The organism is Ferriphaselus amnicola, assembly GCF_000974685.2.
Lineage (GTDB): Bacteria > Pseudomonadota > Gammaproteobacteria > Burkholderiales > Gallionellaceae > Ferriphaselus > Ferriphaselus amnicola.
Genome location: NZ_AP018738.1, coordinates 237,773 through 251,274 on the forward strand (window position 1 = coordinate 237,773; position 13,502 = coordinate 251,274).

General features: G+C 57.7%; 10 protein-coding genes and 1 pseudogene. 3 read left to right on the forward strand and 8 right to left on the reverse strand.

What is annotated here, in order from left to right; translation table 11 throughout:
* The first annotated feature begins 73 nt into the window (after positions 1-73).
* From OYT1_RS01075 to OYT1_RS01085, 3 genes and pseudogenes are all read left to right on the forward strand, one after another.
* Positions 74-496 carry a DciA family protein gene (locus OYT1_RS01075; RefSeq protein ID WP_062625742.1) on the forward strand — a complete coding sequence of 141 codons (423 nt, stop codon included), beginning with the start codon at positions 74-76 and terminating at the stop codon, positions 494-496.
* A 70-nt stretch (positions 497-566) separates the two neighbouring features.
* Positions 567-3,491 carry a chemotaxis protein CheB gene (locus OYT1_RS01080; protein WP_062625741.1) on the forward strand — a complete coding sequence of 975 codons (2,925 nt, stop codon included), beginning with the start codon at positions 567-569 and terminating at the stop codon, positions 3,489-3,491.
* A 155-nt stretch (positions 3,492-3,646) separates the two neighbouring features.
* Positions 3,647-5,727, forward strand: a pseudogene (locus OYT1_RS01085) (putative bifunctional diguanylate cyclase/phosphodiesterase).
* Between the two features lies 1 nt (position 5,728).
* Here the strand turns inward: OYT1_RS01085 and OYT1_RS01095 are convergent.
* From OYT1_RS01095 to murC, 8 genes are all read right to left on the reverse strand, one after another.
* Complete coding sequence (locus OYT1_RS01095) at positions 5,729-5,929, reverse strand: hypothetical protein (protein WP_062625740.1); 201 nt, start codon at positions 5,927-5,929, stop codon at positions 5,729-5,731.
* Positions 5,930-5,945: 16 nt separating this feature from the next.
* Entirely contained in the window at positions 5,946-6,857 is a 912-nt protein-coding gene (gene lpxC / locus OYT1_RS01100; RefSeq protein ID WP_062625739.1) for a UDP-3-O-acyl-N-acetylglucosamine deacetylase, read from the reverse strand.
* Between the two features lie 99 nt (positions 6,858-6,956).
* Positions 6,957-8,126 carry a cell division protein FtsZ gene (ftsZ, locus tag OYT1_RS01105; protein ID WP_062625738.1) on the reverse strand — a complete coding sequence of 390 codons (1,170 nt, stop codon included), beginning with the start codon at positions 8,124-8,126 and terminating at the stop codon, positions 6,957-6,959.
* 54 nt (positions 8,127-8,180) lie between these two features.
* Complete coding sequence (gene ftsA / locus OYT1_RS01110) at positions 8,181-9,410, reverse strand: cell division protein FtsA (protein ID WP_062625737.1); 1,230 nt, start codon at positions 9,408-9,410, stop codon at positions 8,181-8,183.
* Positions 9,411-9,425: 15 nt separating this feature from the next.
* The gene (locus OYT1_RS01115; RefSeq protein ID WP_062625736.1) at positions 9,426-10,163 is read right to left on the reverse strand and encodes a cell division protein FtsQ/DivIB; all 738 of its coding nucleotides are present in this window, start codon (positions 10,161-10,163) and stop codon (positions 9,426-9,428) included.
* Complete coding sequence (locus OYT1_RS01120; protein ID WP_062625735.1) at positions 10,153-11,100, reverse strand: D-alanine--D-alanine ligase; 948 nt, start codon at positions 11,098-11,100, stop codon at positions 10,153-10,155. The genes OYT1_RS01115 and OYT1_RS01120 overlap by 11 nt, the downstream gene beginning before the upstream one ends.
* Positions 11,093-12,031, reverse strand: a complete 939-nt coding sequence (gene murB, locus OYT1_RS01125) for a UDP-N-acetylmuramate dehydrogenase (protein WP_062625734.1) — start codon at positions 12,029-12,031, stop codon at positions 11,093-11,095. Before murB ends, OYT1_RS01120 begins: the two co-directional genes overlap by 8 nt.
* On the reverse strand, positions 12,028-13,431 hold the full coding sequence (gene murC, locus OYT1_RS01130) for a UDP-N-acetylmuramate--L-alanine ligase (RefSeq protein WP_062625733.1): 1,404 nt from the start codon (positions 13,429-13,431) through the stop codon (positions 12,028-12,030). Before murC ends, murB begins: the two co-directional genes overlap by 4 nt.
* Between the last annotated feature and the right edge of the window lie 71 nt (positions 13,432-13,502).

A 13,502-nucleotide genomic window follows, 5' to 3' on the forward strand; every position in this document is an offset into this window, starting at 1 on the left:
GGGAATGACAAATGCTTCTGCCAAAAGGCGCGGCATATTACCATACAGACCGACTCACTATCACCCTAACCCCATGTCGAAACAATTGACTGCCTACCTTAGCGACAACCCAGAGCTGCGACCCTTGCTCGAACACGCCCGCGAGTTGCAGCAATGGCAAAGCCTGTTCGAACAAGTCGCGCCCAAGTCGCTGCTGATGAGTTGCCGTGTGGGGCAAGTGGATAAAGGCCGTTTGCAACTACTGGCTGACAACGGCACGGTCGCCGCCAAGTTGCGCCAGCTCGTGCCAACAATTTTGGAGTCGTTCCAAAGCAAGGGTTGCCCGATCCGCGAAGTATGGGTGCGCGTGCAAGTCGGTGGCTACGCCGCGCCGCGCCGCAAGATGGTTTCCGCACTGGGTAGTCACGGTCAGCAAGAGGTGCGTTCGCTGGCGGAATCGTTGACTGAGTCGCCGCTCAAAACAGCTCTGGAGAGTTTACTCAAACGTAGCCTGTAGTTAAGTAGGTTGGGGATGGCTAAATGGAGTAACCTCCCTAACCCAGCAGTAAAAACCCTAGGAACGCTTCGTGGCAACGAGATCCGCTCATACCAACGTATCGGTCAAGCCCGGCCCCGCCGTGGCAGCGGCCACTGACTTTCCCATCGTCGGGATCGGAGCCTCTGCGGGAGGCCTAGATGCATTCGAGCAATTCTTTCGTAATATGCCGACGGACAGTGGCATGGCGTTCGTGCTGGTGTCGCACCTAGATCCAGACCACGATAGTTTACTCACCGAGATTTTGCAGCGCACGACCAGCATGCCCGTGGTGCAGGTGGTGGATCAGATGCGGGTCGAGCCGAACTGTGTTTATGCGATCCCGCCGAACCACGACCTGAATATCTTCCATGGTGCGTTGCAACTAACCGCACGCGACACGCCATCGGGCACGCGCATGGTGATCGACACTTTTTTGCGTGCGCTGGCGGAAGATCAAGGGAGCAAGGCCATCGGCATCATCTTGTCTGGCACGGGGGGCGATGGCACGCAGGGGCTGCACGCCATTCGGGCGGCGGGTGGCATCACGCTGGTGCAGGAGCCGAGCACGGCCAAATACGACGGAATGCCGAGCAGCGCGATTCAAGCGGGTAATGCGATGTTTGTCTTGCCGGTAGAGCAAATGCCGGCGCAATTACTGAATCGGTCTAGCGTTCACCCTCAGAAAGAACCGCCTGCCAGTGAAAATCAGAGCAGTGGATTGAATCGTATCCTGATGTTGCTGCGTTCGACCACCGGCCACGACTTCGCACAATACAAGCAGAGCACGATCGGTCGCCGTATCGAACGACGCATGGCCATGCACAACATCGAGGACATGGAGATCTACGCGCGTTACGCCAAAGAGCATCCGGCCGAGGTGCAGTTGCTGTTTAAAGAGTTGCTCATCAACGTCACCAGCTTCTTTCGTGATGCCGAAGCGTTTGCCATCCTGAAGCAAGACATTCTGCCTTTGTTGTTCGAAGGTAAGCCAGAGGGTTACGTGTTTCGTGTGTGGGTCGCGGGTTGTGCCAGCGGCGAGGAAGCCTATTCCATCGCCATGTTGCTGCGTGAATACGGTAGTGAGAGTGGCAAGCAGTTCAAAGTGCAACTTTACAGTACCGACCTTGACGAAGACGCCATCGCCGTGGCGCGCGCGGGTATCTATCCAGCCGCCATCGCGCAGGACATCGCGCCGGAGCGGCTACAGCGTTTCTTTGACAAACACGAGGTTGGTTACCGGGTGAAAAAAGAGCTGCGCGAGATGGTGGTCTTCGCCATTCAGAATGTCATCAAAGACCCGCCGTTCACTAAGCTCGATCTACTCTGCTGCCGCAACCTGATGATCTATCTGGGGCCGGAGTTACAGCACCGGCTTATCCCAACGTTCCATTACTCGCTAAAATCGGGAGGGGTCTTGTTCCTCTCGCCCTCTGAGAGCATCGGCAACCATCCCGAATTATTCACCCCGCTTAATCGCAAGTGGAAGTTCTACCGCGCCACGCATTCCCTCACTTCGACCCGCGCCGTGATGTATGGCGGCGTGGTGTGGTCAGGAGGTACACATTTGAAAGAACCCGCAGCCATGACACCGCAGATCAAGGAAATAAATTTCGCCGAATTGACCAAGCGCGCTCTGCTACAGTCGTTCGCTCCCGCTTCTGTGGTGACCGACCTGCAAGGCAACATCTTGTTCGTGCATGGCGACACTGGGAAGTATCTACGCCCAGCACCCGGTCATGCCACGCTGAACGTGATCGAAATGGCGCGTGACGGGCTGCAATTGGAGCTGCGCACCGCGATAGACAAGGCCAAGCTAGGCGAACCAACCCTGAGTAAGGAGGTTGCCATCAAGGATCACGAAGACTTCCTGAGTGTCAGCTTCACTTTGCGTCCGCTGCACGAAGCTAATACCGAAGGTCAGTTGTTGTTGCTGAGTTTCCAAGACGTAGCGCACTCAGTCGTCAGTAATTCGCGCAGCAAGAGTGCACAAGCCAGCCGGGAAAAGCGCCGCATCGACGAACTGGAGCGCGAACTGGCTTACGCTAAAGAGAGCCAGCAGACTTACATCGAGGAGGTGCAAGCCACCAGCGAAGAATTTCAGTCGGCGAACGAAGAGTTGCAATCCACCAACGAGGAACTGCAATCGACCAACGAGGAGTTGGAAACTTCACAAGAGGAGTTGCAGTCGGTCAATGAAGAACTGATCACTGTGAATGCCGAGTTGCAGGGCAAGATCGAACTGCTGACGCGCTACCAGAACGACATGAAGAACTTGTTGGACTGCACAAGCATCGCCACCATCTTCCTCGACCAGCACTTGAACATTCAGCGCTACACCCGCGAGGCCACCAAGGTCTATCGACTGGTTGCTTCGGATCAGGGACGGGCATTAGGCGATATCCGCTCCAATATCGTGGCGGACGATCTGCTGCCGGATGCCCAAGCCGTGTTGGATTCGCTGATACCGCGTGAACGCGAAGTGCGCATCACCACCGGAGAAACCTATCTGTTGCGCATTCAGCCCTACCGCACGCTGGATAACGTCATCGCCGGTGTGGTGTTGACGCTGACCGACATCACCCAGCGCATTTTGGCCGAAGCTACGGCAGAGGCGGCTCGCAAACTGGCTGAAGGCATCGTCAACACGGTGCGTGAACCGCTCATTGTGTTGGATGCTGCTCTGCATGTCGTCTCGGCCAGCGACTCGTTCTATTGTTGCTTCAACACCACGCCCGAAGAAACGGTGGGGAAGCTGATCTATGAGCTGGGCAACCATCAGTGGGACATTCCTACGCTACGCAGCTTGCTGGAGCACATTTTGCCGAACAACCCCGGCTTTGAAGGTTTTCTAGTGGAGCACGATTTTCCCGAGATCGGGCATTGCCGCATGATGCTCAATGCGCGGCGCATTGTTAGCGAACATGGCGAAACTCAGCGCATACTGCTGGCGATGGAGCGGGTGCCGAACTCGTAATATCGGCACGGCTGATGAAAAAACGCCCAAATCCATTCGACCCGCTACGCATCAAAGCCCAGATGCAAGTGGATCGTGCGCCTGCACCGGAGACGGATACACACACACCAGAACAGCTCCTGCACGAGTTGCGAGTGCATCAAGTCGAGTTGGAGATGCAAAACGAATCGCTGCGCCAAACGCAGCTCGAACTGGAAGAGTCGCGGGATCGTTACGTCGATCTGTATGACTTTGCTCCCATCGGCTATCTCAGCCTCGATGCCGTCGGCCTTATCACCGACATGAACTTGACTAGTGCCACCTTGCTCGGCGGGGAACGTCGCAAGCTATTGCGCCGTCTGTTTTCCATGCAGGTCGCTGCCGCAGACCGTAAGCGCTGGCATCAGTTCTTCATCAATATGCTGAAGATGGACGATGCTCAAATTTGTGAGCTATCACTCAAGCGCCATGAAGGCACGACTTTTCCGGTACAGATCAATTGCAAGAGACTCTCGCATAGCGCTGAGCCACAGTTTCGCATCGCATTTTTCGACATTACGGAGCGCAAGCGCACCGATGATGAGCTACGTCTTGCGGCTATCGTGTTCGAGGCGCAAGAGGGAATGATCGTGACCGATGCGAACGCAGTCATTTTGCGTGTCAACCATGCTTTTACTCAATTGACCGGTTACAGCCCAGGAGAGGCTGTGGGCAATACTCCGGCGATGCTGCACTCCGGGCGACAAGATCAGGCGTTCTATCAACAGTTATGGAGAACGCTTAAGCAGGAGCATCGCTGGCAGGGGGAAATATGGAACAAGCATAAGAACGGTAAGATATTTGCCGAATGGCTGACCATTTCCGAGGTTGGCAGCTTGGACGGGAAGATGGTGCGTTATGTGGGTACGTTTTCTGACATCACCCATAACAAAGAGGCCGATGCGGAAATCCATAGGCTGGCCTATTACGATGCGCTGACCGGCTTACCCAATCGACGTTTGCTGTATGACCGACTCGGCCAAGCATTAGCCGCCAGCAAACGTAGGGGTCATCACGGCGCGGTGTTGTTTCTTGATCTAGATAATTTCAAGATACTCAACGATACGCGCGGTCACGACGTGGGCGATTTGATGCTGGTCGAAGTGGCACGGCGTCTAGGGGATGCCATGCGGGAAGGTGACACCATCGCTCGGCTGGGGGGCGATGAGTTCGTGGTGCTGCTGGAAGATCTGAGCCAGGACGAGCGGGAAGCGGTCATTCAAGCAGGGTTGGTGGGCGAAAAAATCCATGAGATCACTCAGGCCAGTTATTTGATTCGAGACATCGAATATACGGGCACGACCAGCATAGGCATCAGCCTATTCTGCGGGAACGAGGTAAGTGTGGATGACTTGATGAAGCATGCCGATCTGGCCATGTATCAGGCCAAAAAAGATGGGCGCAACAGTTTGCGATTCTTTGATCCGGCCATACAAGCGGCATTGAGTGAATACAGCACACTCGAAGGCCAGTTGCGCCATGCGCTTGAGCGGCAGCAGTTACAACTCCATTACCAGATTCAGGTGAATACGGCTGGTCAAGCCATCGGCGCAGAGGCTCTGCTGCGCTGGGTCCACCCCGAGCGCGGCATGACCACTCCCGATCAGTTCATCTCCTTGGCAGAGGAAACCGGATTGATCTTACCTATTGGTTTGTGGGTGCTCAATACCGCCTGTGCGCAGATTAAAGCATGGTCTCGCCATGCGGTCACACGCGACCTTAACCTTGCGATCAACGTCAGTTCCTTCAGTTTTGCCAGTCGGGTTTTGTGGAGCAGGTAAAGCAAGTGTTGTTCGAGACCGCAATCAACCCAAGGCAACTCAAGTTCGAGCTGACGGAAAGTATGGTGCTGGATAACGTGGGTAATGCGATTGCCACGATGGCAGCGCTCAAAGCACTAGGCATTCGTTTGTCCTTAGACGATTTTGGTACCGGTTACTCTTCGTTGTCTTACCTCAAACGGTTGCCGTTGGATCAACTGAAGATCGATCAGTCTTTCGTCCGAGACCTGGCTACCGATGCTAGCGATGCTGCAGTAGTGCAGGCAGTCATTACCATGGGACATACCTTTGGCATGCACGTGATCGCCGAGGGTGTGGAAACCGAGGCTCAGCGCGACTTCCTCGAACAGCATGGCTGCGATGCTTTCCAAGGGTATTTATTCGGCAGGGCGCTGCCGGTGCAGGAATTCGAGGCGCGGCTGGCATCGCTCGGATGAGCTAGACCAGTATCTTCCATCCGATCAATACGTAGCGCTCCAGTACGAATAACGCGGCGAATACGAGAATCACGACCACGATCAGACGCACGGTCTGCCAAGCGAAGTTGAGGTAGCGTTGTTTGCGAGTGAATAGGTACATGCCGCCGGAAACGGCGATGAGTAGAGCCGAGAGGATGAGGAATAGGCGCAGGATCAGCATGGCCCGAGCGCGCCGGTCAAATCGCCTGAAGCTGCATGCGCAGGAAGTTGGGCGCTTCTTCTTCCGAATTGAAGCTCACGTATTCCCATGCCGATTCATCCGCTAACAGCGCGCGCAGCAGGGCGTTGTTGAGCGCATGGCCCGATTTGTAACCGGAGAACGCGCCGATCAGCGGATGCCCGATCAGGTACAGGTCGCCGATGGCATCCAACACTTTGTGCTTGACGAACTCGTCGTCCGAACGCAGGCCGTCTGGGTTGATGACGCGGTATTCGTCCATCACGATGGCGTTGTCCAGATTGCCGCCCAGCGCTAACCCTTGCGAGCGCAGGTATTCAACTTCGTGCATGAAGCCGAAGGTGCGCGAGCGACTCACTTCGCGGACATAAGAGTGTTCCCCCAGATCGACGGTGACGTGCTGCTTAGTGGCGGTGAACACTGGGTGGGCGAAGGCGATGGTGAAGGTGAGTCGGTAGCCGTGGTAAGGCTCGAAGCGCACCCACTTGTCACCGTCCTTGACCTCGACGGGCTTGAGGATGCGGACGAATTTCTTGGGTACAGCCTGCTCGATCAGTCCTGCCGATTGCAGCAGGAAGATGAAGGTACCGGCGCTGCCGTCCATGATGGGGACTTCGGCACTGGTGAGTTCGACGATGGCGTTATCCACGCCCAATCCGGCGAACGCAGACATCAGATGTTCGATGGTGGAGACACGCGCGCCATTGACTTCCATGCAGGTGGAAAGGCGGGTGTCGTGTACGGATTCAGCCGCTGCGGGTATATCAACCGGCGGTGTTAGATCGATGCGGCGAAAGACGATGCCGTGGTTGACGGGCGCAGGCTTGAGGGTGAGTTGAACCTTCTCTCCCGTGTGCAAGCCGACGCCCGTTGCCTGTATCGTCGATTTCAGTGTTCGCTGCTTGATCATGTTCGTTCAGAACTGTTTGATTGGCGTTGATTCTATCACAGCCAACTACAGCATCCCGACGTGGCCAAAGGCGTCTCGGCCACGTCGAGCGCATCCGTCTTAGTCTGCTTGCTTACGCAGGAAAGAAGGGATGTCCAGCATTTCCATACCCGATTCGCGTAGCGAAGCGACGGCGGTCTCGCGTTGGCTACGGCCACTGCGCATCACGGTCGGACGATCTAGCTCACCGTAGTTGATCATGGGCATATCATCGGTGCCGGTACGCTGATTCTCGTAGGAAGGAGCGACCAATACAGGCTTGGGTTGACGACGTACGCCGACCTTGCCCAAACCGGTAGCGACGAGCGTGACGCGCAATTCGTCACCCATGTCTTCGTCGAACACAGAACCCACGATCACAGTGGCTTCCTGAGCGGCGAACTGGAAGCAGTTCATCACTTCGTGCAATTCTTCCAGCGTCAGGCTGCTGCTGGAGGTGATGTTGACCAGAATGCCGCGCGCGCCGGACAGATCGACATCTTCCAGCAATGGGCTGGCGATGGCTTGTTCGGCGGCACGCTTGGCGCGGTCTTCACCAGTGGCGGTGGCTGCACCCATCATGGCCATGCCGTTCTCGGACATCAGCGTACTCACGTCAGCGAAGTCCACGTTCACCATGCCGGGGACGTTGATGACTTCAGCGATACCAGCGACGGCACCTTGCAACACGCCGTTCGATGCCTTGAACGCTTGTGGCAGCGTGGTCTTGCCGCCTAGCACTTCCATCAACTTGGCGTTCGGCACGATGATCAGCGAATCAACGTGAGCGGCCAGTTCCTCGATGCCGGTTTGCGCCAGTGTCATGCGCTTGCCTTCGAACATGAACGGCTTAGTCACGACAGCTACGGTCAGGATGCCCATTTCCTTGGCGACCTTGGCGACGATAGGGGCTGCACCAGTGCCGGTACCGCCGCCCATGCCAGCGGTGATGAACACCATGTTCGCGCCACGGATGTGTTCCGCGATGCGCTCGCGATCCTCTTCCGCTGCGGCTTGGCCGACTTCAGGTTTTGCACCGGCACCCAGACCCTTGGTCAGGTTTGCGCCGATCTGCAATTGCACGCGCGATTTGCTGCGCTTGAGTGCTTGTGCATCGGTATTGATGGTGATGAATTCCACCCCTTTCATCCCTTGTTCGATCATGTGATCGACTGCATTGCCGCCGCAGCCGCCCACACCTACCACCTTGATCACCGCCCCATGAGGTTGTGCATCCACTAATTCAAACATTGTTATCTCCTTATGAAAACGACCACACCCTGAATAAAATCAACCCTGAATCAATCAGAAATTGCCCTGAAACCATGCCCGCATCTTGCCGAGTACATCCCCGACCGATTTGGTTTGCATCTTGTGTTCGCTGTGCTGCAAATGGTTTTCCAACCCGTACAGCAACAGCCCGACACCGGTGGAGTAGCGCGGTGTACGCACCACGTCGGATAGTCCGCCGACGTAACGCGGTGTGCCTAACCGTACCGGCATGTGAAAAATCTCTTCGCCCAACTCGACCATGCCCTGCATCGCGCTGCTGCCGCCGGTGATGACGATGCCGGAGGACAGTAGATCTTCGTAGCCGCTGCGGCGTAGTTCCGCTTGCACCAGCGAGTACAGCTCTTCGATGCGCGGCTCGATCACTTCGGCCAATGTCTGGCGCGACAACATGCGCGTGCCGCGTTCGCCTACGCCCGGTACTTCGATGGGCGCATCGTCGGCCAATTGGCGCAATGCGCAGCCGTACTTGATCTTGATGTCCTCGGCATCCTTGGTTGGCGTGCGCAAGGCCATGGCGATGTCGTTGGTGACTTGGTCACCGGCGATGGGGATCACGGCCGAGTGGCGGATCGCGCCGCCAGTGAAGATCGCCACGTCGGTGGTGCCGCCGCCGATGTCCACCAAGCACACGCCCAGCTCACGCTCGTCCTCTTCCAACACCGCACGGCTGGAAGCCAGCGGTTGCAAGATCATCTCGTTCATCTCCAACCCGCAGCGGTGAACGCACTTGATGATGTTCTGCACCGCCGCCACCGCGCCGGTGACGATGTGGACTTCGACTTCGAGCTTCATGCCACTCATACCCAGCGGCTTCTTGATGCCACCTTGGCCGTCGATGCTGAATTCCTTCTCCAGAATGTGCAGGATCTGTTGGTCGCTAGGCAGACTGATCGAGCTGGCCGTTTCCACCACGCGGTCGATGTCGCCCTGCGTGACTTCCTTGTCCTTGATCTTCACCATGCCGCTGGTGTTCATGCTCTTGATGTGGCTGCCAGCGATGCCGGTATAGACTTGGCTGATCTTGCAGTCGGCCATGAACTCCGCGTCGCGCAATGCTTTCTGGATGGTGTTCACGCTGGCGTCGATGTTCACCACCATGCCTTTCTTCATCCCGGACGACTCTTGCATCCCGGCGCCGATCACCTCGATAGTGTGATCCGGCTTAACTTCGCCGACGATGCACACGATCTTGGACGTGCCTATGTCCAGCGCCACGATCAGATCTTTGTATTCCTTGCTCATAGTTCCTCTCCCACCCTAAACCTTGCTGTTAGCTGCTTTGGCCGTGGTCTTGCCTAAGCCGCCCGGCAAGTACGCGGCAAAGCCGCTGCGATAACGTAGATCCACATAACTTACCTTCTGTGCCGACGAAGCTAGGCTGTAGTGATACACCGCGACAAAGCGCGACAGCCGTCTCCCGGTTTCTTCGCGCCCCAGTTCCAGCACTAGTCCGTTATCCAGTTTGATCCGCCAATCACGGCGGGGCGACAAGCTGATCTGCGCGATGCTTTGTTCCAGTGGCTTGAGCTGCGCACCGAAGTCGGCGAACTTTTGCATCACCTCGGCCGAGGTTCCTGTCGGGCCGTAATACTCGGGCAGCTCATCTTCTGTTCCCGCAGAGAACACTTCGCCGTGGTTGTTCACTAGCTCGATGCCGTTCCAGCGGGCGACCGCTTGATGTTCCTCCAGCGCGATCTCCACCTGCCAAGGGAATTCACGGCGCAAGCTGACCTTGCGTACCCAAGGCAGTTGCTCCAGCGACTTGCGCAGATGCACCAAGTCAGCGGTGAAGAAATTGCCCTTCAGTTCATTGCGCACCACGCGCTCGACTTGCTCTACCGACACTCGCTGGGGCATGGCCGTCAGCTTGGCTGACTTCAGTGGGAAGATCGGCAGATGCACGACGTAATGCGCCGCTCCCGCTAGGATCAGCAGCAGGCTGATGCCGAACAGGGCATTGGCGAGATTACGCAGCGCTTTGGCGTCATCCCACATGCGCACCCTCCAATACTCGCAGTACCAACTGCTCGAAACTCAAGCCAGACTGTCGTGCCGCCATCGGAACTAGACTGTGGTCGGTCATGCCCGGCGAGGTGTTCGCTTCCAACAGATAGGGCTTGCCCGCCTCGTCCATCAGAAAATCCACTCGTCCCCAGCCCGAACCACCTAGTAACTCGAAACCTTGCAGCGCTAGGCGTTGCATCTCGGCTTCCTGCTCGGCGCTCAATCCACACGGGCACAGGTAGCGCGTGTCGTCGCGCAGATACTTGGCCTCGTAGTCGTAGAACTCGTTGGCGGGCACGATGCGGATCACTGGCAACGCAGTGTCACCCAAGATCGCAGCCGTGTATTCCCCACCCAGCACGGCGCGTTCGGCGATCACCAATGCGTCATGCTTGGCTGCTTCGTGATAGGCAGCAGGCAGCTCGGCCAGCGACTTCACCTTGCTGATACCCACGCTGGAACCTTCGTTGGCTGGCTTCACGAACAAGGGCAGTCCCAGTCGTTCGGCTACGCCCGCCCAATCGCTATCGGCGGTGAGCAACTCGCACTGCGGCACGGGTAAACCGCCCGCCTGCCAGATCATCTTGCTGCGCCATTTGTCCATCGCCAGTGCTGATGCCAGCACGCCGCTGCCGGTATAAGGCACGCCGAGTAGTTCCAGTGCGCCCTGCACCGTGCCGTCTTCACCGCCGCGACCATGCAGCGCGATGAAGGCGCGGTCGTAACCTTCGTCACGCAAGGCTTGCAAAGACAAAACCGCAGGGTCGAAGGCGTGAGCATCCACGCCGCTACGTTGCAATGCGGCCAATACCGCCGCACCGCTCTTCAACGACACTTCACGTTCGGCAGAGTGTCCGCCGAAGAGCACGGCGACCTTGCCCAGCATTGAAGGAGGAAGAGGGAGGGGAGAAGGGTGGCTGTTATCCATGATTCTTGTGTTCACCAATGATGCGTACTTCGGGGTGCAGGTGGATGCCGGTCTTAGCTTCCACTTCCGCTTGCACCCGCTCTATCAATCCTTCGATGTCAGCGGCCGTCGCTCCTCCCACGTTGACGATGAAGTTGGCGTGCTTGGGCGATACTTGTGCGCCGCCGAGCTGATGACCTTTCAGTCCGCATGACTCGATCAGCCGTGCCGCGTAGTCGCCTTCTGGGTTGCGGAACACTGAACCGGCGTTAGGCGTGCCGATGGGCTGGCTGGCGACACGCTTCTCCAGCAGCGCCTTGATCGCCTGACGCGATGCCTCGCCATCACCCGACTCGAAGCGCAACCATGCGCCGACAAACAGCTCGTCGGTCGGCAAGGGGAAAGGTTCGCCGTCGTCGTCCACGCGTTGCACGCTGCGGTAAGCGATGGCGTAATCCTGCGGCGTACGCTCGACAAGTTCGCCGCTGCGGGTGAGTACCTGCACTCGCACAACATGGCTCCAAGTCTCGCTTCCGTAGCAACCGGCATTCATCGCCAGCATGCCTCCCACCGTGCCGGGGATGCCGGCACAGAACTCGGCACCGATCAGATTGTGCATGGCGGCAAAGCGTGCCAGTTTCGCGCCCGGTACACCGGCTTGCACATAGAGCGTACCGTCGGCTTCCAGCCGCAACTCGGTCAACGCGCCGTGGGTGAGTAACACCGTGCCGCGCAGACCGCTGTCGCGTACCAGCAGATTGCTGCCCAAGCCGACCGTGGTCAGCGGCTCATTTTGCGGCAGGGTTTGCATGAACACCGCCAAATCGGCCAAGTCAGCCGCCTGATACAAGCGCTCCACCTGACCGCCCGCGCGCCAGCTCACATGGCGGCTCATGTCCACGTGCTCCTGCATCTCGCCGCGCAGGAAATGGCGAGGTTCGCTCATATTCATGCCTCCGCTCCGCTTAGTTGACGCACTTGCGCCGATACGCCGCCGATCGAACCGGCGCCCATCGTCAGTACCACGTCACCTGCTTGCGCCGAGTTCAAGATCGCCTGTGGCATGTCAGCGATGTGTTCCACGAACACTGCCTCTTTGCCCGCCACCCGCAGCGAACGCATCAGCGCGCGTCCATCCGCTGCCACGATGGCTTGCTCGCCTGCGGCATATACCTCGGCCAGCAACAGCACATCTACCGTACCCAGCACTTTCACGAAATCCTCGAACAGGTCGCGGGTGCGGGTGTAACGGTGCGGCTGAAACGCCAGCACCAAGCGTCGACCGGGAAACGCGCCGCGCGCAGCAGCTAGCGTGGCGGCCATCTCCACGGGGTGATGACCGTAGTCGTCGAGCAAAGTAAAGCTGCCGCCGTTCGGCAAGCTGATCTCCCCATACCGCTGGAACCGACGCCCCACTCCTTGAAATTCGGCCAGCCCAGTGACGATGGCCTGCTCATCCACGCCGATTTCCAACGCCACGGCGATGACAGCCAGCGAATTCAGCACGTTGTGATTACCCGCCAGATTCAACGTCACTTCGAGGTCGATAGGCACGCTGTTATGGCGGCATAAGGCGGTGTAGCGCATCTTTCCGCCTTCGTGACGGACGTTGACCGCACGTATCTGCGCGTCCTCAGAGAAGCCGTAAGTTGTCACTGGTTTGCTGATGCGGCCAAGCAGTTCGCGCACATTGGGATCGTCCACGCACAACATGGCGCGACCATAGAACGGCAAGCGCTCCAGAAAGTCCACGAACGCCTGCTTCAGCTTGTTGAAGTCGTGGCCGTAGGTTTCCATGTGGTCGGCATCGATGTTGGTGACCACGGCCAGAATCGGCGACAGGTACAGGAACGATGCATCTGACTCGTCCGCTTCGGCTACTAGGAATTCGCCGGTGCCCAACTTGGCGTTGGCACCGCTGCTGTTCAGTCGTCCACCGATCACGTAGGTCGGGTCGAAGCCACCTTGTGCCAACACGCTAGCGGCGAGGCTGGTGGTGGTGGTTTTGCCGTGCGTTCCAGCGATGGCAATGCCCTGACGCAAGCGCATTAACTCAGCCAACATCATCGCGCGCGGTACCACGGGGATCTTGCGTGCCCGAGCGGCGACCACTTCTGGGTTGTCGGCGTGTACGGCGGTCGAAGTCACCACGGCATCCGCATTGCCCAAGTTGCTCTCGGCATGGCCGATGTGGATGGTCGCCCCTTGTTTTTGCAGGCGTTGGGTCACGGCACTTGCTGCCAGATCGGAACCGCTCACTTGGAAGCCCAGATTGAGCAACACCTCGGCGATGCCGTTCATACCGGAGCCGCCGATGCCGACGAAATGTAGTGATTTGACTTTATGCTTCACGATATAACCCCGTGGTGTTTGGCTTCGGCATAACCTAAAGGTAAGCCTGCGCCGCAACAAGTCGCTTCGCG

Excerpts from the sequence above, each read along its gene's own strand:
- OYT1_RS01075 (WP_062625742.1), top strand. The coding sequence starts at position 74 with ATGTCGAAACAATTGACTGCCTACCTTAGCGACAACCCAGAGCTGCGA.
- OYT1_RS01095 (WP_062625740.1), bottom strand. The coding sequence starts at position 5,929 with ATGCTGATCCTGCGCCTATTCCTCATCCTCTCGGCTCTACTCATCGCC.
- lpxC (WP_062625739.1), bottom strand. The coding sequence starts at position 6,857 with ATGATCAAGCAGCGAACACTGAAATCGACGATACAGGCAACGGGCGTC.
- ftsZ (WP_062625738.1), bottom strand. The coding sequence starts at position 8,126 with ATGTTTGAATTAGTGGATGCACAACCTCATGGGGCGGTGATCAAGGTG.
- ftsA (WP_062625737.1), bottom strand. The coding sequence starts at position 9,410 with ATGAGCAAGGAATACAAAGATCTGATCGTGGCGCTGGACATAGGCACG.
- OYT1_RS01115 (WP_062625736.1), bottom strand. The coding sequence starts at position 10,163 with ATGTGGGATGACGCCAAAGCGCTGCGTAATCTCGCCAATGCCCTGTTC.
- OYT1_RS01120 (WP_062625735.1), bottom strand. The coding sequence starts at position 11,100 with ATGGATAACAGCCACCCTTCTCCCCTCCCTCTTCCTCCTTCAATGCTG.
- murB (WP_062625734.1), bottom strand. The coding sequence starts at position 12,031 with ATGAATATGAGCGAACCTCGCCATTTCCTGCGCGGCGAGATGCAGGAG.